Origin of the sequence: Bradyrhizobium sp. HKCCYLS3070, from assembly GCF_051167575.1 — a bacterium.
In the GTDB taxonomy this organism is placed as follows: domain Bacteria; phylum Pseudomonadota; class Alphaproteobacteria; order Rhizobiales; family Xanthobacteraceae; genus Bradyrhizobium.
In genome coordinates, this window is record NZ_JBNPTI010000002.1 from 748,023 (window position 1) to 764,351 (window position 16,329).

Below are 16,329 nucleotides of genomic sequence, written 5' to 3' on the forward strand. Positions count from 1 at the left end.
GGATGCGCCTGCCGTCGTCGTGCGACGGACCATTCCTTCACGCGGCCGCCGTGCGCTCGCGCGCAGGGCAGCGTTTCGAGCAGCTCAGATCAGGCGGTGGGAGGAGCGCGCGGCTGGAAGGCGGTGTCGACGACGACAGCCGCGACAGTGGCGGTGATCGCATCGGGCAGACGGAATGCGACCGCTTCAGGAGGCGTCAGAACTGGCGCCGGTGACAGCAGGATCGACTGCGCCATCGCCGTGACGGCGCAGATGGCACAGCCATCCGGCGACGGCTGTTGATCGGGATCTTGGTCAGCGGGAGAGGGACCAGTGTGCCGCTCGGCGATGGAGATGCCGCCGCCGTCCCGGGCTTGTCCGGCGAGCCAATGCACATGGCCGAAGGCGAGCGCGAATTGCAGCACCAGCGCCAGCAGCGCGAGCCGCGAGACATCCTTGATGTTCGCGCGAAACCAGCTCATCGCCAGCTCTGGCTCATATGAATAGGCCACCCCGTTCGGCTGAGAGGCTCAGCCTTTGTTACAATATAACATCGCAAGGGAGCTTCACAGCTGTCAATCAGTGCACTGCAACGGTGGTCGGAATCCCCGTCGCTGTGCCCTTCGCGCCACGTGGCGCGCCGCGGTGGTGCGTGCTTGTGTCTTCGTGTCAGCGTCCCTCGCGCACCCAGGTCGCGGCGAGCGCGCCGAGCAGCAGCAAGAGGCCGATCACGCCGGCGAACATCGGCAGCACGCCGACGCCCTTGACCACGCTGGCATCGCGCATGCGCACGCCCATCCAGCCGTCGCCGCTGAACAAGGTCGATGACCTCACCGGGACGATGCGCGGCATGTCGATGCCCGAGCCGTCGCCGATGCGGCGGGCATCGCCGCCCGTCGCCTGTGCCAGCGGCTTCAGGGTTTCGGTGGTCGAGGTGACCTCGGAGAATTCCTTGGGATTGGTCGGGCCGACATTGATCAGCGCCTTCAAGGTGCCGTCGGTCGCCTGCCACAGGCCGAGCTCGTTGGCGGGAAGGGTCGCGCGCCATTCGCCGGGATCGCCCTGGCTCAGAGTGAGCTCACGCGTCTGGCCCGACGGCGAGGTCACGGTCACCGGCGGGACGCTGTCGCCCATCGTCTGCCGGATGACGGCGAGATCCTTGCCTTGAATCTGCAGCCGCAGCGCTTCCTCGTCGAGATCCGGCTGCTGCATCAGCCAGTGCGACATGCGCCGGAGCAGGTCGAGATGCGGTCCGCCGCCCTCGTAGCCGCGTGCCCACAGCCAGATGTGGTCGGACAGCAGCAGCGCGACGCGGCCGGCGCCGAAGCGCGACAGCAGCAGCAGCGGCTTGCCGTCGGCGCCGGTCATGACCGGCGGACTGACCGCATTGCGCGTCTCCACGGTGCGGAAGAAGCGGCTCCAGCGCGGCGGCTCGGAGCCCGAGCCTTCGAGGCCGCGCGTCACCGGATGGCGTTTTCCGGCGTCAGACAGATGCGCATAGAACGGCTTCTCGGTGACGCCGACCGGCTCGGCGGGCAGCACCGAGTCGAGCGGTGTGCGCCAGATGCTGGTGTTGGAGGCGTAGTCCGGGCCGGCCGAGACCAGCACCGCGCCGCCATTGCGGACGTAGCGCGCGATGTTGTCGAAATAGGCGATCGGCAACACGCCCTGGCGGGCGTAGCGGTCGAAGATGATCAGCTGGAATTCGTTGATCTTCTGCTGGAACAGCTCACGGGTCGGAAACGCGATCAGCGACAGCTCGTTGATCGGGGTGCCGTCCTGCTTCTCCGGCGGCCGCAGGATCGTGAAGTGGACGAGATCGATGCTGGCGTCCGACTTCAAAAGGTTGCGCCAGGTGCGCTCGCCCGAATGCGGCTCGCCCGACACCAGGAGCACGCGCAGCTTGTCGCGGACGCCATCGATCGAGACCACCGCGCGGTTGTTGACGAGGGTCAGCTCGTTGTCGAGCGGCGAGGCCTCGATCTCGACGATGTTCTGGCCTTCGTGCTTGACGTCGACGTCGACATTGGCGGCCTGGCCGCTGGTCAAGGTGCGCTCGCTGATGACCTCGCCGTCGCGGCGTATCACGACCTTCGCGCTGGCGCCGCTGACGCCCTGGTCGTCGAGCCGGAAGCTGATGGTCTGCGGCTGGCCGACGATGCCGAAGCGCGGCGCGGCGGTGATCGCAATGCGGCGGTCGCGCTCGGCCTTCTGGCCCGTGATCAGGGCCTGCAGCGGAGCCTGGAAGCCGAGTGCGGCCACGTTGCCGGGAATGTCGTGAACGCGGCCGTCGGTGATCATGAAGGCGCCCGCGACCCGATCGACGGGGACGTCCGACAGCGCCGAGGTCAGCGCGCTGAACAGATGCGTGCCGTCGGTCTCGCCGTCGGCCTGGCCGGCATCGACGACGCGGACCTCGAGACCCTTGATCTTCTTCAAGCTGTCGACCAGCGACTCCTGGGCCGCCTGGGTCTGCTTGTTGCGGTCACCGAAATTCTGGCTCGGGCTCTTGTCGACCACGACGGCGGCGACCGAGCTCAGCGGCTCGCGGTCCTCGCGCGTGAACTGCGGATTGGCCAGCGCGAGTGCGATCAAGGCCAGCGCGGTGACGCGGATCCAGGCCGAACGCGAGCGGCCGAGCAACAGGAGCGCGGCGATGACGACGATCGCGCCGATCGCAAGCCACAGCACGATCGGCGGAACCAGAGGTGTGAACGCGATGCCGTAGTTCATGAGGCAAACTCGCAGTTGTCGTCATGCCCGGGCTCGTGCCGGGCATCCACGTCGCGCAGCCAGCGTCGCTGCTCGTGGATTGCCGGGTCAAGCCCGGCCATGACAACCATTGTTGTTGCGATATCGAGGCCGACGACGCGCATTGTCACTGCCCGAGCCGTTCGATCAGCGCGGGCGCGTGCACCTGGTCGGCCTTGTAGTTGCCGGTCAGCGTGTACATCACGATGTTGACGCCGGCGCGGAAGGCGAATTCGCGCTGCCGTGGCTCGCCCGGAACCATCGGCAGCATGGCCTGGCCGTCGGGGCGGATGGCCCAGGCGCCGGCGAGATCGTTGGAGGTGATGATGATCGGTGAGACACCGTCGCCGCCACGCGCCGGACGGGAGGCGCTGTCCTCGTCCTCATCTTTCGGCAGCGCCTCGACCCAGGTCTGGCCCGCGGTGAAGCGGCCGGGGAAGTCGCGCAGCAGGTAGAACGTCTTGGTCAGCACGTGCTCGCGCGGCACCGGCTCGAGCTCGGGCACATCGAGCGACGACAGGATCTCGCGCAGCGACTGCATGCCCGGGGTCTGCTGCGCGCCGTTCTCGCCCGGAGGAGCCTCGACGGCGTCGCGGGTATCGAAGATCACCGTGCCGCCCTGCTTCATGTAGGCGTCGATCTTGTTGATCGCGTCCTGCGGCGGCTTCGGCACGCCCGGCACGATCGGCCAGTAGATCAGCGGGAAGAAGGCAAGCTCGTCATGCGCGGGATCGACGCCGACGGGATCGCCGGCTTCAAGCGCGGTCCGCTGCGCCAGGAACAAGGTCAGCCCGGTCAGCCCGGCCTTGACGATGGAATCGACGTCGGCATTGCCGGTCACGACATAGGCAAGCCGCGTCTGTGACACTGCGCGCATCGCGAAATCATCGCTGGCGGCGTCGGCGCGTGCGGGCGCCGGCATCGCGACCGCGAGCAGGGCGCCGGTTGCCAGCACCGCAAGCGCGATGGCCGCGGGGGCCGCACGCCGTCGTCTTGCCAACGCGGCCAGCACGCCGCCGAGCAGGGCGACAATGACGGCGTCGATCAGGAACAGCAGCAGTGCGGTCGACAGCAGGATGCCCCGGAGATCGCGCGGCTCGGCGGTGGTGTAGCTGGCGCGGTTGGCGCGCAGCGCTGCCGTGTCGAGCTGCAGAATGCGATCGGCGGGGCTGAGCGTGTTCACTGCGGTAGGTCCCTCGGCTGGGCCATAGAATCCGGGCGGATGATCCAGCGAAGCCCGGTCGTTGAAATCAGCCGGTAGCGGCTTGGCGGTCGAAGGCGGCGGTCCGAAGGCGCCGAAGCCGTCGAGGATGTGCAGCGGCGCCAGCGTGGCCTTGGCGGTCTCACCCGCGGGACCAGGGCCCGGCGTCGAGGTGTAGCCGGACATGTCGACGATGCGGCGGAGCATCTCGACCATGGCGCCGGACATCGGCAGATCGGACCAGCGCATGTCGGCGCTGACGTGGAACAGCGCGATCAGGCCTTTGCCGCGATGCTCACCGGTGACGAGCGGCGTGCCGTCCTCAAGAGACGCCCAGCTCTTGGTCGCCAGCACGGCGTCGGGCTCGGCGAGAACCTGGCGGTTGACGGTGACGTCCTTCGGGACAGTGATGCCGGCGAACGGGCCGTCGGCGGCGAACGCGGCCAGGTGCTGCGGCTTCTCCCAGGTCAGGCTGCCGCCCAGGGTGCGGCCGCCGCGGCGCAGCTTCACCGGCACGAGGTCGTCGTCGCCCTGCGCCAGGCGCGGGCCGGCGAAGCGCACCAACACGCCGCCATTCTCGATCCAGCCGTTGAGACGGTCGCGCAGCTCCGGCGACAGCGTGCCGACGTCGGCCATCACGATCATCGGCACCTTCTGGTCGAGGAACTGCGTGATGACCTGCTGCGGGGCGCCGCGATCGCCGAGCCTGAGATCGGCGAACGGCGACAGCGCGCGGGTGAGATAGAAGGTCGGTGCGAGCAGCGGCTGCGCGGTGTCGCTGGTTGCGCCGGAGACGATGCCGACGGCGCGGCGGCGCCAGCGCTTGTCGAGCAACTGCACGGCGCCGGCCGAGCGCTCGCCCGCAATCTCGAGCCGGGTGATGTCGTTGCGCAGCTCGACCGGCAGGTCGAAGCTCGCCTCGGCGTCGTGCGCGCCGGCGGCAAAGCTGAACTGTGCCTCGCCGAGCGGCGAGCCCTTGGCATCGAGCGCCCGCACGATGCCGCCCGGAACGGAGAGATCCGCCCGCAGCACCTTCACCGTCATCTTGGCGGCCGCGTTCTCGGCGCCAGCGAGCGCCAGCGGCGAGGGCGTGCCGCCTTCGAACACGGTCAGGCTGCGGTCGCCGATCGTCTTGGCGAGACCCCCCACGAACTCGCTGCCGCGGCCGGGATCGACACCGTCGGAGAACCACATGATCTCGGCATCGCCGGTCGCTTTCAGGAAGCGATCGAGCTGCGGCAGCGCGTCGGCGCGCTCGGTCGTGTAGGCCTTGGGCGCGATCTGGCGCAGCGCGACGCGCGCAGCACCGGCCGGCATCAAGGTGAGGTCACGCGCGGGCTCCGACAGCGGCAGCAGCGCGACGCCGCGGCGGTCGGCATCGGCGTTGGCGATGATCTCGTCGGCGGCCCTGATGCGCGTGTCCCAGCTTGCGGCCGCGCTCCAACTGTCGTCGAGCAGCAGCACCAGCGGCGCCTTGCTGCCGACGGCGTCGGTGCGCGGATTCCAGATCGGGCCGGCTGCGGCGAAGATCACCAGCGCCGCCGCCACCAGCCGCAGCAGGGTGAGCCACCAGGGCGAGCGCGACGGCGTCTCTTCCTTGGGCGTGATGTCGAACAACAGCCGGGTCGGCGGAAACTCGATGCGGCGCGGCCGCGGCGGCATCACCCGCAGCAGCCACCACAGCACCGGCAGGCTGACGAGACCGGTCAGCAGCAGCGGTTCGGCGAACGACAGCGGCAGGCCCATCATGCGCCGAGCCCTCCGGGGCCAGCGCCCACTTTGACGCCGCCGCGCGCGCTACCTTTGGCCGTGGTCATGCCGGCATGCAGGAACAGCAGCAGCTCGGCGGCCGAGCGGCTGGTGGTGTGGGTTGTGAACAGCCAGTCGAGCCTGCCGGTCTCGGCGCGGATCTGGTCGCGATGCAGCGCCACGCGAGCGACGTAGTCCTGCGCCCAGCTCTCGGCGCGGCCGGCCGTGATCACCTCGCCGCCTTCCGGCTCGACGAACTCGACGCGGCCCGAATAGGGGAAGGTCTCCTCGGCGGGATCCACCACCTGCACCATCGTGCCGTGTGCACCGGACGCGGACAGGCCCGCCAGCATGGTGCTGATCTCGGAGATCGGCGACCAGAAATCCGACAGCACGACGATCTCGGCGAGCGCCGAGGGGACGAAGGACGGCGGCAGGCTCGGCCTGACAGCTTCGTCATGCAGCATCGCCTGCGCGATTCGGTCGATCACGTTGCGGCTTCCGGTCGGATTGATCAGGCCGGGAATGCCGACGCGTTCGCCGCCGGCGACCAGCAGTTCGGCCAGGGCGAAGGTCACGATCAGGGCGCGCTCGAGCTTGCTGTCGCGCGCGCCCTTCGACGCGAAGGCCATCGACGGCGAGCGGTCCGGCCAGATCCACACCGTGTGCGCGGCCTCCCATTCCTGCTCGCGGACATAGAGATGGTCATCGCGCGCGGAGCGGCGCCAGTCGACGCGCTGCGACGGCTCACCGGACACGAAGCGGCGGTACTGCCAGAAGCTTTCGCCTGAGCCCGCGCGGCGCCTTCCATGCAGGCCATGAATGACGTTGGCGGCAATCTGCCGGGCTTCCAGCACCAGCCGCGGCAGCGACGATGCCAGCGTCCGGCTTTCGCCATCGGCACGCCGTATCGCGAGAATCTCCTTGTCGGCGTGCCCTGTCGCTGCGGCCATCAGCCAATCCGGCTCTTCAATTGCCGGATCACGTCCGGAATGGTGCGTCCCTCGGCGCGCGCCGGGAAGGTCAGCGCCATGCGGTGCTTGAGCACGGGCTCGGCGAGATCGAGCACGTCGTCGATCGAGGGCGCGAGCCGGCCGTCGAGCAGCGCGCGGGCGCGCACCGCGAGCATCAGCGACTGGCTGGCGCGGGGACCGGGGCCCCAGGCGATCAGCTTGCCGGCCTCTCCGGCCTCGGGACCGGGACGCGCCGAGCGCACCAGCGACAGGATCGCCTCGACCACGGAATCGCCGACCGGCAGCCGCCGCACCAGGCGCTGGGCCGCGATCAACGCATCGGCCGTCATCGCGCCCTTGGCGGCACTCTCCTCGGCGCCGGTGGTCTCGAACAGGATGCGGCGCTCGGCATCGCGATCCGGATAGTCGACGTCGATCTCCATCAGGAAGCGGTCGAGCTGAGCCTCGGGAAGCGGATAGGTTCCTTCCTGCTCCAGCGGATTCTGGGTCGCGAGCACGTGGAAGGGCTTCGGCAGGTCATGGCGGGCGCCTGCAACCGTGATGTGCTGCTCCTGCATGGCTTGCAGCAGCGCCGACTGCGTGCGCGGGCTGGCGCGGTTGATCTCGTCGGCCATCAGGAGTTGCGCAAACACCGGGCCGGCGATGAAGCGGAACGAGCGCTTGCCGCCGGCGCTTTCGTCCAGCACCTCAGCGCCCAGAATGTCCGACGGCATCAGGTCCGGCGTGAACTGGATGCGCTTCGCATCGAGGCCGAGCGTCACGCCCAAGGTCTCGACCAGCTTGGTCTTGGCGAGGCCGGGGACGCCGATCAGCAGCGCGTGGCCGCCGGACAGGATGGTCACCAGCGTGTTTTCCACCACCCGGTCCTGGCCGAAGATGACGCCGGAGATCGCATCCTTTGCCGCTCGGATCTGGCCGGAGACCTGTTCGGCCGACCGGACGATCGCATCCTCGAGCTTCTCGGCACTCTCAGCCATTTCCGTCGCTCCTTCTGCCCCGCATCTTGAACTTTCGGACGGACGTTCCGCTCCAGTTTGCCGGGAAGCGGATGCCAACCTATGCGAAGGCGCTGTATTCGTTGAGTTAAACTATCCCCATATTATCGGCATTACGGGGTATTGACGGCATCACGTTATGGCGACCTTACATGACCTGCAGGGCCGCCAGGAACTTTTGCACAGACGACGGCGATGGAATCTTGCACCAATCGTGCCAAGGTGGACGCAAACTCAAGGCAAACCATGGCGAAGCAAGGGCAGACCACCGACAACGGACTCGATCGGCTGACGTCGGCGGCAACGCAGGCTGGCACATCCGCAAAGGGACTGCCGCCGGTGCATTTGTGGAATCCGCCATTCTGCGGCGATCTCGACATGCGAATCGCCGGTGATGGTAGCTGGTACTACATGGGCACGCCAATCGGGCGGCCGGCGCTGGTGCGGCTGTTCTCAACGATCCTCAAGCGCGAGGGTGACCGCTATTTTCTGGTCACGCCGGTGGAGAAGGTCGGCATCCGCGTCGATGATGCCCCCTTCACGGCCGTAGAAATGCGGACGGAGAGCGATGCGGGCGGGCCGCTGCTGCATTTCCGCACCAATGTCGACGACTGGGTCGCGTGCGATGCCGAGCACCGGCTGCGCTTCGAGCCCGGCGAGAGCGGCGGCCTGACGCCCTATCTGCATGTGCGAGCCGATCTCTGGGCCAAGGTGACGCGGGCGCTGTACTACGAGCTTGTTGACATGGGTGAGGAGCGGATGATCGATGGTCGTGTGATGTTCGGCGTGGGGTCGGGCGGCGCGTTCTTCCCCATGGCCGACGCAGAAGAGGTGAGGGCGGCGCTTTGAACCAGCCCATGGTGAGGAACAGGACCGCTGAACTCAGTTCGGCCGATTTCTTCGCGCGGGGCCGCGCGCGGCTGCGCTTCGATGTTCCGCAGGCCCTGCTGGATCCGGACGTCATTCCGGCCAGTGGAGATTCCGGCACCGACCGCATGCTCGAGATCATCTCCCGCGAGCAGCCGATCCGCCCCGCGGCGGTGCTGATCCCGGTGGTCGACCACCCCGAGCCGACCGTCCTCCTGACCCAGCGCTCGCCGAACCTCTCGAGCCATGCCGGACAGATCGCCTTTCCCGGCGGCAAGATCGACGTCACCGATGCCTCTCCGCTCGATGCCGCTCTGCGCGAAGCCGAAGAGGAGATCGGGCTCGACCGCAGCTTCGTCGACCCGATCGGCTATCTCGACGTCTACGGCACCGCCTTCGGCTTCCGCATCCTGCCCACGGTGGCGCGGGTGCGGCCGGGATTCACGCTCAAGATCAACGAGGGCGAGGTCGACGACGCCTTCGAGGTGCCGCTGGCCTTCCTGATGGACCCCGCCAATCACCAGCTGCATTCCAAGGAGTTTCGCGGCATGGAGCGTTCGTATTACGCGATGCCGTTCGCCGAGCGCTACATATGGGGCGCGACAGCGGGCATCCTTCGGGTGTTGTACGAGCGGATCGGTCGGCCATGATCCGTGGCGTGTTGACGGAAATCGGAATTTTCCTCATTCCTTTTGCGGTTTATGTGTTGTTCTTGCTCGCGACCAAATCGGGGCTGTTGGTGCCGGCCAACTGGCCCTTTCATCTGACCACAAAATTGACGGTGGCGGCCCTGGTGTTGGTGATTGCAAGTCTGGTCCTGATCGCCGAGTTCTCCGGCGCGCCGCCGCGTTCGACCTACGTCCCCGCTCATGTCGAGAACGGCAGGCTCGTTCCAGGGGTCGAGAAATGATCGACGCGCGGGTGCTGCACGCGCCCTGGCTCTCGTCCGGTCCCGCCGCGCGCGTGCTCGCGCTGCTCAATTGCGATGGCGAGGAAGCACGGGTGGTCGGCGGCGCCGTGCGCAATGCGCTGCTCGGCATCGCCATCGGCGACATCGACATCGCGACCACGGCGCTGCCGGCGGAGGTGCTCCGGCGTGCCAAGGCGGCGTCGATCAAGAGCGTGCCGACCGGCATCGACCACGGTACCGTGACGCTAGTGCTGGACGGCCATCCGTTCGAGATCACGACCCTGCGCGAGGACACCGAGACCTTCGGCCGCAAGGCCAAGGTCGAGTTCGGCCGCGACTGGGTCGGCGACGCGCACCGGCGCGACTTCACCATCAACGCGCTCTCCGTCGGGCCGGACGGCGTGGTGCATGATCACGTCGGCGGCCTCGCCGACATCGCCCAGCGCCGCGTGCGCTTCATCGGCGACCCCGCCCAGCGCATCGCCGAGGACTATCTGCGCATCCTGCGCTTCTTCCGCATCCATTCGGCGTTCGGTCACGGCGCCCCCGATTGCGAGGGCTATCTGGCCTGCATCGCCGGCCGTGCCGGGCTCGCCACGCTGTCAGCCGAGCGCGTGCGCATGGAGATGCTGAAGCTGCTCGTCACCGACGGCGCTGTCGGCGCGGTCACGGCGATGGCGGATGGCGGGTTGCTGACGGCGATCCTCGGCGGCGTCGCCTATCTCGGTCCGTTCGCCGCGATGATCGGCATCGAGCGCGAGCTGGAGCTTTCGCCGAGCCCGGTCCGCCGTCTCGCGGCGCTCGCGGTCGCCGTGACCGAGGATGCGCGCCGTCTCGGCGTCAGGCTGAAGCTCTCCAACGCCGAGACCAAGGCGCTCGACGGCATGGGCCATCGCTGGTGGCGGTTCGCTTCCGCCGACGAGGCGCGAGTCCGGCGTCTGCTGTATCGTCTCGGCGAGACCGTCTATCGCGACCGCCTGATGCTCGGCTGGGCGCGGGCGCGCGATCGCGACGACCGGCGCTGGCGCGAGCGTGCGCTGTTGCCGCAGCGCTTCACGCCGCCGAAATTGCCGTTGAAGGCGGCCGATTTCATCGCGCGCGGGGTTGCGGAGGGGCCGCTTCTCGGTCATGTGCTTACCCTCGCAGAGGATGCTTGGTTAGCCGCGGACTTCCCGCTCGACGAGGCATCGCTGAACGCGATCGCCGATCAGGCGGCGGCGCGTGTCAACCGCGACGGACGTTCATGAATTTTCTGGCAGGTTTTGCCGACATCTCGCTGCTGCAACTCCTGCTCGTCGCTGCCGTCGCTCTGTTCGCTTCCATCATCGGTGGTCTTGCCGGCTACGGCACCGGCGCTCTCATGCCGCTCGTGCTGGTGCCGATGGTCGGGGCCGAGCCGGTCGTGCCGATCATCGCGATCTCGGCGATCCTCACCAATCTCAGCCGTGTCGTCGCCTATATCAGCCATGCCGACCGTACGCGCGCCGGAATCGTCATCGCGGCAGCCGCGCTCACGACCGCGCTCGGCGCCTACGGCTACACGCGACTGACCAATGCCGGCGCGGCGTTCGTGATCGGCACGATGCTCATCATGAGCGTTCCGCTGCGGCGGATCCTGCGCAAGCGCGAGGTCAGGATCGGCAATGGCGGGCTTGCTGCCGGAGCGGTCGGCTATGGCGTGCTGGTCGGCGGCACCTCCGGCTCCGGCGTGATCCTGCTGTCGCTGCTGATGGCCGCCGGACTCGAAGGCGCCGCGGTCATCGCCACCGACGCGATGATCTCGGTGGCGACGGGCGTCATCAAGATCTCGGTGTTTGGTTTGGCCGGCGTGGTCACCGTGCAGGTGCTGGCGTTCGCGCTCCTGATCGGCGCGGTCGCGGTGCCCGGCGCGTTCCTCGCCAAGGCCTTCGTCGCCCGCATGCCGGTGCACATCCACGCCGCCATCCTCGACGCCGCCGTCATCACCGGCGGCGGCGTGATGATCGCATCGGCGCTGCGGCATCTGCTGCCGGCGGCGTAGCCTTCCGGCGTCAAGCCACCTGCTGGTCCGTGTCCCGATCGGATGGCGTGATGGTGCCGGTCTCGGCGCGTGCCACGATGGCATCGAGCGCGGCGACGGCCCGGTTCGTCACCTCGTCGAGCGGCGGCACCATGCCGCCGGAGGCGAGCTCGACCCGGTTGCGGCCCTTGTGCTTGGCGCGGTACAGCGCGCCGTCGGCGACGCGCAGGATCTCCGTCAGATCGAGGCCGGCCTCGGGATAGGCGGCGACGCCGACCGAGATCGTCACCCGCGGCAGCATGCCCACGCCATAGCTGATGTTGAGCGCCTCGACGCGGGCGCGCAGCTCCTCCGCGCGCATCGACGCGCTGCTCGACCTCGTCGAGAGCCGCCTGATCAAATGGCGTCCCAACGTCGCCGAGCGCCCGGCCTGAGGCACGACGCGGCCATCCACGAAAGGCCGAAGCGCCGGTCCTGACGGGCCGGCGCTTCTGTCATGTCAGCCTGATGTGGCCGCGGCCTGCATCAGCCCCACTTCATCTCGCCCTTCGCCACCTTGGCGCCGATGTCGAGGGCCACGCCCATGCCGAGGCCGGGGAACTTCGCCTCCATTGCGGCCTTCAGGGCTGCGGCGTCCTTGGCCTTGGCGAGCTCCTCCTCGAACGCGATGAGATAGGACTTGGTGTGCCGAACACCCGACAGGTCGGTGGCGGCGTCCGCCACGGCATGGCCGGCGACCACCACCGTCGGAGCGCGTGCAGCGATCTTGTCGAGGGTCGCGATCCAGGCTGCGCGCTGCTCCTTGCTCTGGGTGTCGGCCGTCCAGACATGGACACCCGAGAAGATCATGACGCCGCCGAATACGGCTGCGAGCGAGGGCACCCAGAGATAGCGCCGATTGGCCAGCCCCTCGGCGGCGACGATCTCGATCGTCTCGCCATCGACCGACAGCGACGGGCCATCGAACGGTTCGGGCAGAACGATGTCGGCCATCGTCTGCGGGCCGTTCTCCTTCAGCTGCGGGCCCCAGACGGCGAGCTTCTTCTCGACATTGCCCTTGATCGCCTCGATGGTCGCCGTGGCGGCGATCACCTTCACGCCGGGAAAGGCCTCGCGGATCGGCTTGAGGCTGAAGTAGTAGTCCGGGTCCGACTGGCTGATGTAGATGGCCGTCAGCGTCTTGCCGCTCGCCTTGATTGCGGCCGCCACCGCGCGGCCGTCCGGATAGTTGAAGCCGCCGTCGATCAGCAGTGCTTCGGTGGGGCCCCTCAGCAGCACGGGCGCGCGGAAGAAGCCGTTCGGGCCGGCGGGAAAGTGTGTCCAGACCAGCTTGCTGCCAGCGGCACGGCCGCTGTCCGATGCACCGAGAATGGCTGCGGCGGTCCCTGCAATCGCTGTCGTCATGATCTGTCTCCGTGTCGGCATGTCAGTCTCTTTCTTGGAGTGATAAAACGATGAGGCCGGGCAGCAGGCGGCGCTCCGGCCGTGTGCGACGGCTGGGTGGATTGTGCCAGGCATCGAGTACGGAGCGGCTCAGGCTGCTCCGAGTTGTGCGAGCAGGCCGTCGAGCGGTTCGTACAAGGCGTTGCCCGGCAGCGGCCTCTGCCGCTCGCCGTCACCCGCCAGCAGGGCCGGGACACCGGACAAGCCGTAGCGTCGCATCAAGCTATGCGCGGTCTGGAGCCGGCGGCCATAGGCCTCGACCAGCGCGTGATCCCGGGCCAGCATCCGCTCGGCGGCGCTCGCAAGGCCCAGCGCTCGAAGGACTTCGCCGACGCCCGCGACGCTCACGATGTCCTGCCCGTGTACGTAGCGCGCAAGCTGCAGCTCCTTGAGGACCGTGAGCTCACGGCCGGGGTCGGTGACGTGGACCGCCGTCAGGCCGAGCGATGCGGCTGTCGAATCGAAGGCGCCGCCCGCGCCGAGAATGCGGGTGCGGTACGCGTCGGTGAAACGCTGGCCGGTCTGCTTGGCGATGCGCTGGTCGTTGCTCCAGGCATATTCGGAGAATTGCGCATCCATCCTGCCGGCGCCACGGCCGGCGAACAGGCCAGTGGGCAGCAGCTCGAGCGTGATGGCGTCGTGGGCGGCGAGCGTCTCGACCGCCGGGCCGGCGCCGTAGCACCATCCGCAGAGCGGGTCGAACAGATAGGTCAGTCGCATTTCCGGAACCCTGTCTTGGAGCGGCATGGCGCCGAGATAGCGGGTTCTCGTTTGTCCATAAATACAGCATAATGAGACAGACTGTATGCTGTTAATGGACAATAGAAGGAGCCGCAGGCATGGAGGCGATCAATCTCAACCGCCTCGTCTATTTCGCGGCCGTGGTGGACGCAGCGTCCTTTACCCGCGCGGCCGATCGGCTCGGGATCACCAAAGCCGTGGTCAGCCAGCAGGTCGCCCAGCTCGAGCGCGAGCTCAGAACCGACCTGCTGGTGCGGACCACGCGCAGGGTCGAGCCGACGGAAGCCGGTCGCCTGCTGCATGCCCGCTGTGCTGCCATCCTGCGCGAGGCCGAGAGCGCATTGGCCGAGCTGGCGCAGAGCAACGCCGAGCCGATGGGACTGTTGCGCATCGCCGCGCCGAACGACTACGGCACCTGCACGCTCGCCGCGATCGCAACCGAGTTCTCGCGGACCTATCCGGCCTGCCGGGTCGAGCTGATCCTCGCCGACAGCAAGATCGACCTCGTCGCCAGCCAGATCGATCTCTCGATCCGCGTGGGATGGCTCGACGATTCCACCCTGCAGACCCGCCGGGTCGGCAGCTTCCGGCAGCTGCTGGTGGCCGCGCCGAACGTGGTCAGGCGCGTCGCGCATCCGCGCGACCTCGCCGCGTTGCCGTTCATTGCGAATGCCGCGCTGAGGGAGCCGCTCACCTGGCAGTTCATGAAAGGCGACGTCGAGCGCGAGAGCGTCGAGATGAGCCAGACGCTTACCATCAACACCACGCCGGCGGTGCTCGCCGCGACGCTGGCCGGCGGCGGCCTGGCGGTGCTGCCCGATTTCCTGATCAGGGACGATCTCGCGGCCGGCCGCCTCGTGGCCATCCTGCCGTCCTGGACACTGCCGTCCGGAGGCATCCACGCCGTGTTCCCAGCGGCGCGCTTTCGCCCGCCGAAGGTGACGGCCTTCGTGGCGATGCTGATGGAGGCGCACAAGCGCGCAGTCGCCGGAGGTCCGCGGCGCGCGAAGTGACGCCGGCGCCGCGCGGGCCTAGCCCGCCGGCACCAGCTCGGTCAGCGAGCGGATGATGCGGTCGGGCTTGACGTCGGTGCCTTCCGGCAGGCCGTCGCCATGGACGTCGATCCAGATCGAATAGATGCCGAGCCGCTGCGGCGCGACGATCTCCCATTCGAGATTGTCGCCGATCATCCAGGTGTCTTCCGGGCCGACGCCGAGCCGCTCCATCGCGTGCCAATAGGCGCGCTCCTCGGGCTTGCCGAAGCCGTGCTCGCCCTCGATCTGGATGTGGTCGAAGCGGTGCGCCAGCGCGAAGCGCTCGATCTTGGCGCGCTGCTGGCCGGCCTCGCCGTTGGTGACGAGCGCCAGCCTGACGCCGCGCGCCTTGAATGCGTCGATCGCCTCATGCGCCCCGGGGAAGACGAACATCTGCTCGTCGCGATAGCCGGTGAAGCGATCGGCGATGCGGATCGCGAGCTCGGTCGGTAGAGCAGGACCGTGGCCGGCGAGCGCCGCGAAGCCGTCCTTCACCACCTCCTGCCGCGCCTGGATCAGCTTCATCCGCCATTCGGCGCCGGCGACCGACCAGAAGCTGCGTGCCGAGGCCAGGATCGCGGCGGCCACCGCCTGCGGCGTATGCGGCGCGAGTTCGTCGGCAAACTCGGTGGCGACGATATTCCAGGCGATCTCGGGACGGCCATAGGCCGACAGGATGGTGTCGTCCATGTCGATCAGCATGGCGCGGGGCAGGGCGGCGGTCATGATCAATCTACGCGGTTCAACAAATCGAGTTTCAGGGCCATTTCACCTCGGGCGGCATCGAGGACAGAATGCTGTCGACATTGCCGCCGGTTTTAAGCCCAAATGTGGTGCCGCGGTCGTAAAGCAGGTTGAATTCGACGTAGCGGCCGCGGCGGATGAGCTGCTCCTCGCGGTCGGCGGCGGTCCAGGGGCTGCTGAAATTGCTCCGGACAAGCTCGGGATAGACCTTCAGGAAGGCGCGGCCAACATCCTGGGTGAAGGCGAGGTCGGCCTCCCAGTCGCCGGAATCGTGATGGTCGTAGAAGATGCCGCCGATGCCGCGCGGCTCCTTGCGGTGCGGCAGATAGAAGTACTCGTCGCACCAGCGCTTGTACTTGTCGTACGAGGCCACCGCGGCATGGGCGTCGCAGGCGCCCTTCATGGCGGCGTGGAAGGCCAGCGTATCCGCGTCCTCCTGGGTGCGGCGGCGGTCCAGCACCGGCGTCAGGTCGGCGCCGCCGCCGAACCAGGCTTTCGTCGTGACGACGAAGCGCGTGTTCATGTGCACCGCCGGCACGTGCGGCGACCACAGATGCGCGATCAGCGAGATGCCCGAGGCCCAGAACCGCGGGTCTTCCGAGGCGCCGGGAATCTGGCTGCGGAATTCCGGGGCGAACTCGCCATGCACGGTCGAGCAGTGCACGCCGACCTTCTCGAACAGCCGGCCGTGCATCATGCTCATGACGCCGCCGCCGCCCGGGCCGCCGGCATGGTCGGTGCGCTCCCACGGCGTTCGGACGAACCGGCTCGGTGTGCGCGGATAAAGGTCAGCCGGCGCCTCGTCCTCGAGCCGCTCGAACGCCGCGCAGATCTGGTCGCGCAGGCTCTCGAACCAGGCGCGGGCGCGGGCCTTGCGATCCTCGATGGCGGCGGTGGTCATGGACGTTCCCCTGGCACATTGGCGCTCACCCTGCCGTCAAG

At 68.2% G+C, this 16,329-nt stretch carries 17 protein-coding genes; 6 read left to right on the forward strand and 11 right to left on the reverse strand.

Going from position 1 to position 16,329, the window contains the following annotated elements; all coding sequences use genetic code 11:
- Positions 1-89: 89 nt before the first annotated feature.
- From ACQR03_RS12085 to ACQR03_RS12110, 6 genes are all read right to left on the reverse strand, one after another.
- A complete protein-coding gene (locus tag ACQR03_RS12085) occupies positions 90-461 on the reverse strand; it encodes a DUF2946 family protein (protein ID WP_316201122.1) in 372 nt (123 codons plus the stop codon).
- Positions 462-648: 187 nt separating this feature from the next.
- Positions 649-2,712: a hypothetical protein gene (locus tag ACQR03_RS12090; RefSeq protein WP_315750389.1), complete on the reverse strand. Its 2,064-nt coding sequence runs from the start codon at positions 2,710-2,712 to the stop codon at positions 649-651.
- Positions 2,709-2,855 (reverse strand): hypothetical protein, encoded by a 147-nt coding sequence (locus tag ACQR03_RS12095; protein WP_315750390.1) that lies wholly within the window; start codon positions 2,853-2,855, stop codon positions 2,709-2,711. Before ACQR03_RS12095 ends, ACQR03_RS12090 begins: the two co-directional genes overlap by 4 nt.
- 2 nt (positions 2,856-2,857) lie before the next feature.
- Positions 2,858-5,680, reverse strand: a complete 2,823-nt coding sequence (locus tag ACQR03_RS12100) for a DUF4159 domain-containing protein (protein WP_434841233.1) — start codon at positions 5,678-5,680, stop codon at positions 2,858-2,860.
- Entirely contained in the window at positions 5,677-6,633 is a 957-nt protein-coding gene (locus ACQR03_RS12105) for a DUF58 domain-containing protein (RefSeq protein ID WP_315750392.1), read from the reverse strand. Before ACQR03_RS12105 ends, ACQR03_RS12100 begins: the two co-directional genes overlap by 4 nt.
- Positions 6,633-7,631 carry an AAA family ATPase gene (locus tag ACQR03_RS12110; RefSeq protein ID WP_315717298.1) on the reverse strand — a complete coding sequence of 333 codons (999 nt, stop codon included), beginning with the start codon at positions 7,629-7,631 and terminating at the stop codon, positions 6,633-6,635. Before ACQR03_RS12110 ends, ACQR03_RS12105 begins: the two co-directional genes overlap by 1 nt.
- Positions 7,632-7,895: 264 nt before the next feature.
- On the opposite strand from ACQR03_RS12110, the gene ACQR03_RS12115 reads away from it, so the two are divergent.
- The 5 genes from ACQR03_RS12115 to ACQR03_RS12135 are packed head-to-tail and all read left to right on the forward strand — an operon-like array spanning position 7,896 to position 11,446.
- Positions 7,896-8,498, forward strand: coding sequence for a DUF1285 domain-containing protein (locus ACQR03_RS12115; protein WP_316192281.1), 603 nt, complete (start codon positions 7,896-7,898; stop codon positions 8,496-8,498).
- A gap of 8 nt (positions 8,499-8,506) precedes the next feature.
- Positions 8,507-9,166: a CoA pyrophosphatase gene (locus ACQR03_RS12120; protein WP_409977949.1), complete on the forward strand. Its 660-nt coding sequence runs from the start codon at positions 8,507-8,509 to the stop codon at positions 9,164-9,166.
- Positions 9,163-9,426, forward strand: coding sequence for a DUF6111 family protein (locus tag ACQR03_RS12125; protein WP_315750395.1), 264 nt, complete (start codon positions 9,163-9,165; stop codon positions 9,424-9,426). The genes ACQR03_RS12120 and ACQR03_RS12125 overlap by 4 nt, the downstream gene beginning before the upstream one ends.
- The gene (locus tag ACQR03_RS12130) at positions 9,423-10,673 is read left to right on the forward strand and encodes a CCA tRNA nucleotidyltransferase (protein WP_315826989.1); all 1,251 of its coding nucleotides are present in this window, start codon (positions 9,423-9,425) and stop codon (positions 10,671-10,673) included. The genes ACQR03_RS12125 and ACQR03_RS12130 overlap by 4 nt, the downstream gene beginning before the upstream one ends.
- Entirely contained in the window at positions 10,670-11,446 is a 777-nt protein-coding gene (locus tag ACQR03_RS12135; RefSeq protein ID WP_316167442.1) for a TSUP family transporter, read from the forward strand. The genes ACQR03_RS12130 and ACQR03_RS12135 overlap by 4 nt, the downstream gene beginning before the upstream one ends.
- A gap of 10 nt (positions 11,447-11,456) precedes the next feature.
- On the opposite strand, the gene ACQR03_RS12140 is transcribed toward ACQR03_RS12135, so the two are convergent.
- From ACQR03_RS12140 to ACQR03_RS12150, 3 genes are all read right to left on the reverse strand, one after another.
- Entirely contained in the window at positions 11,457-11,879 is a 423-nt protein-coding gene (locus ACQR03_RS12140; RefSeq protein WP_315799359.1) for a diguanylate cyclase, read from the reverse strand.
- Positions 11,880-11,950: 71 nt separating this feature from the next.
- On the reverse strand, positions 11,951-12,850 hold the full coding sequence (locus ACQR03_RS12145) for an MBL fold metallo-hydrolase (protein ID WP_315717291.1): 900 nt from the start codon (positions 12,848-12,850) through the stop codon (positions 11,951-11,953).
- A gap of 108 nt (positions 12,851-12,958) precedes the next feature.
- Positions 12,959-13,588: a DsbA family protein gene (locus ACQR03_RS12150; RefSeq protein WP_315717290.1), complete on the reverse strand. Its 630-nt coding sequence runs from the start codon at positions 13,586-13,588 to the stop codon at positions 12,959-12,961.
- Positions 13,589-13,707: 119 nt separating this feature from the next.
- Here ACQR03_RS12150 and ACQR03_RS12155 point away from each other — a divergent pair, with 119 nt between their 5' ends.
- Positions 13,708-14,622: a LysR family transcriptional regulator gene (locus ACQR03_RS12155; protein ID WP_316167446.1), complete on the forward strand. Its 915-nt coding sequence runs from the start codon at positions 13,708-13,710 to the stop codon at positions 14,620-14,622.
- 18 nt (positions 14,623-14,640) lie between these two features.
- On the opposite strand, the gene ACQR03_RS12160 is transcribed toward ACQR03_RS12155, so the two are convergent.
- The gene (locus ACQR03_RS12160; protein WP_315750400.1) at positions 14,641-15,369 is read right to left on the reverse strand and encodes an HAD family hydrolase; all 729 of its coding nucleotides are present in this window, start codon (positions 15,367-15,369) and stop codon (positions 14,641-14,643) included.
- Positions 15,370-15,400: 31 nt separating this feature from the next.
- Positions 15,401-16,288, reverse strand: a complete 888-nt coding sequence (hemF, locus tag ACQR03_RS12165) for an oxygen-dependent coproporphyrinogen oxidase (RefSeq protein WP_315717287.1) — start codon at positions 16,286-16,288, stop codon at positions 15,401-15,403.
- Between the last annotated feature and the right edge of the window lie 41 nt (positions 16,289-16,329).

Excerpts from the sequence above, each read along its gene's own strand:
- ACQR03_RS12085 (WP_316201122.1), bottom strand. The coding sequence starts at position 461 with ATGAGCTGGTTTCGCGCGAACATCAAGGATGTCTCGCGGCTCGCGCTG.
- ACQR03_RS12090 (WP_315750389.1), bottom strand. The coding sequence starts at position 2,712 with ATGAACTACGGCATCGCGTTCACACCTCTGGTTCCGCCGATCGTGCTG.
- ACQR03_RS12095 (WP_315750390.1), bottom strand. The coding sequence starts at position 2,855 with ATGCGCGTCGTCGGCCTCGATATCGCAACAACAATGGTTGTCATGGCC.
- ACQR03_RS12100 (WP_434841233.1), bottom strand. The coding sequence starts at position 5,680 with ATGATGGGCCTGCCGCTGTCGTTCGCCGAACCGCTGCTGCTGACCGGT.
- ACQR03_RS12105 (WP_315750392.1), bottom strand. The coding sequence starts at position 6,633 with ATGGCCGCAGCGACAGGGCACGCCGACAAGGAGATTCTCGCGATACGG.
- ACQR03_RS12110 (WP_315717298.1), bottom strand. The coding sequence starts at position 7,631 with ATGGCTGAGAGTGCCGAGAAGCTCGAGGATGCGATCGTCCGGTCGGCC.
- ACQR03_RS12115 (WP_316192281.1), top strand. The coding sequence starts at position 7,896 with ATGGCGAAGCAAGGGCAGACCACCGACAACGGACTCGATCGGCTGACG.
- ACQR03_RS12120 (WP_409977949.1), top strand. The coding sequence starts at position 8,507 with ATGGTGAGGAACAGGACCGCTGAACTCAGTTCGGCCGATTTCTTCGCG.
- ACQR03_RS12125 (WP_315750395.1), top strand. The coding sequence starts at position 9,163 with ATGATCCGTGGCGTGTTGACGGAAATCGGAATTTTCCTCATTCCTTTT.
- ACQR03_RS12130 (WP_315826989.1), top strand. The coding sequence starts at position 9,423 with ATGATCGACGCGCGGGTGCTGCACGCGCCCTGGCTCTCGTCCGGTCCC.
- ACQR03_RS12135 (WP_316167442.1), top strand. The coding sequence starts at position 10,670 with ATGAATTTTCTGGCAGGTTTTGCCGACATCTCGCTGCTGCAACTCCTG.
- ACQR03_RS12145 (WP_315717291.1), bottom strand. The coding sequence starts at position 12,850 with ATGCCGACACGGAGACAGATCATGACGACAGCGATTGCAGGGACCGCC.
- ACQR03_RS12150 (WP_315717290.1), bottom strand. The coding sequence starts at position 13,588 with ATGCGACTGACCTATCTGTTCGACCCGCTCTGCGGATGGTGCTACGGC.
- ACQR03_RS12155 (WP_316167446.1), top strand. The coding sequence starts at position 13,708 with ATGGAGGCGATCAATCTCAACCGCCTCGTCTATTTCGCGGCCGTGGTG.
- ACQR03_RS12160 (WP_315750400.1), bottom strand. The coding sequence starts at position 15,369 with ATGACCGCCGCCCTGCCCCGCGCCATGCTGATCGACATGGACGACACC.
- hemF (WP_315717287.1), bottom strand. The coding sequence starts at position 16,288 with ATGACCACCGCCGCCATCGAGGATCGCAAGGCCCGCGCCCGCGCCTGG.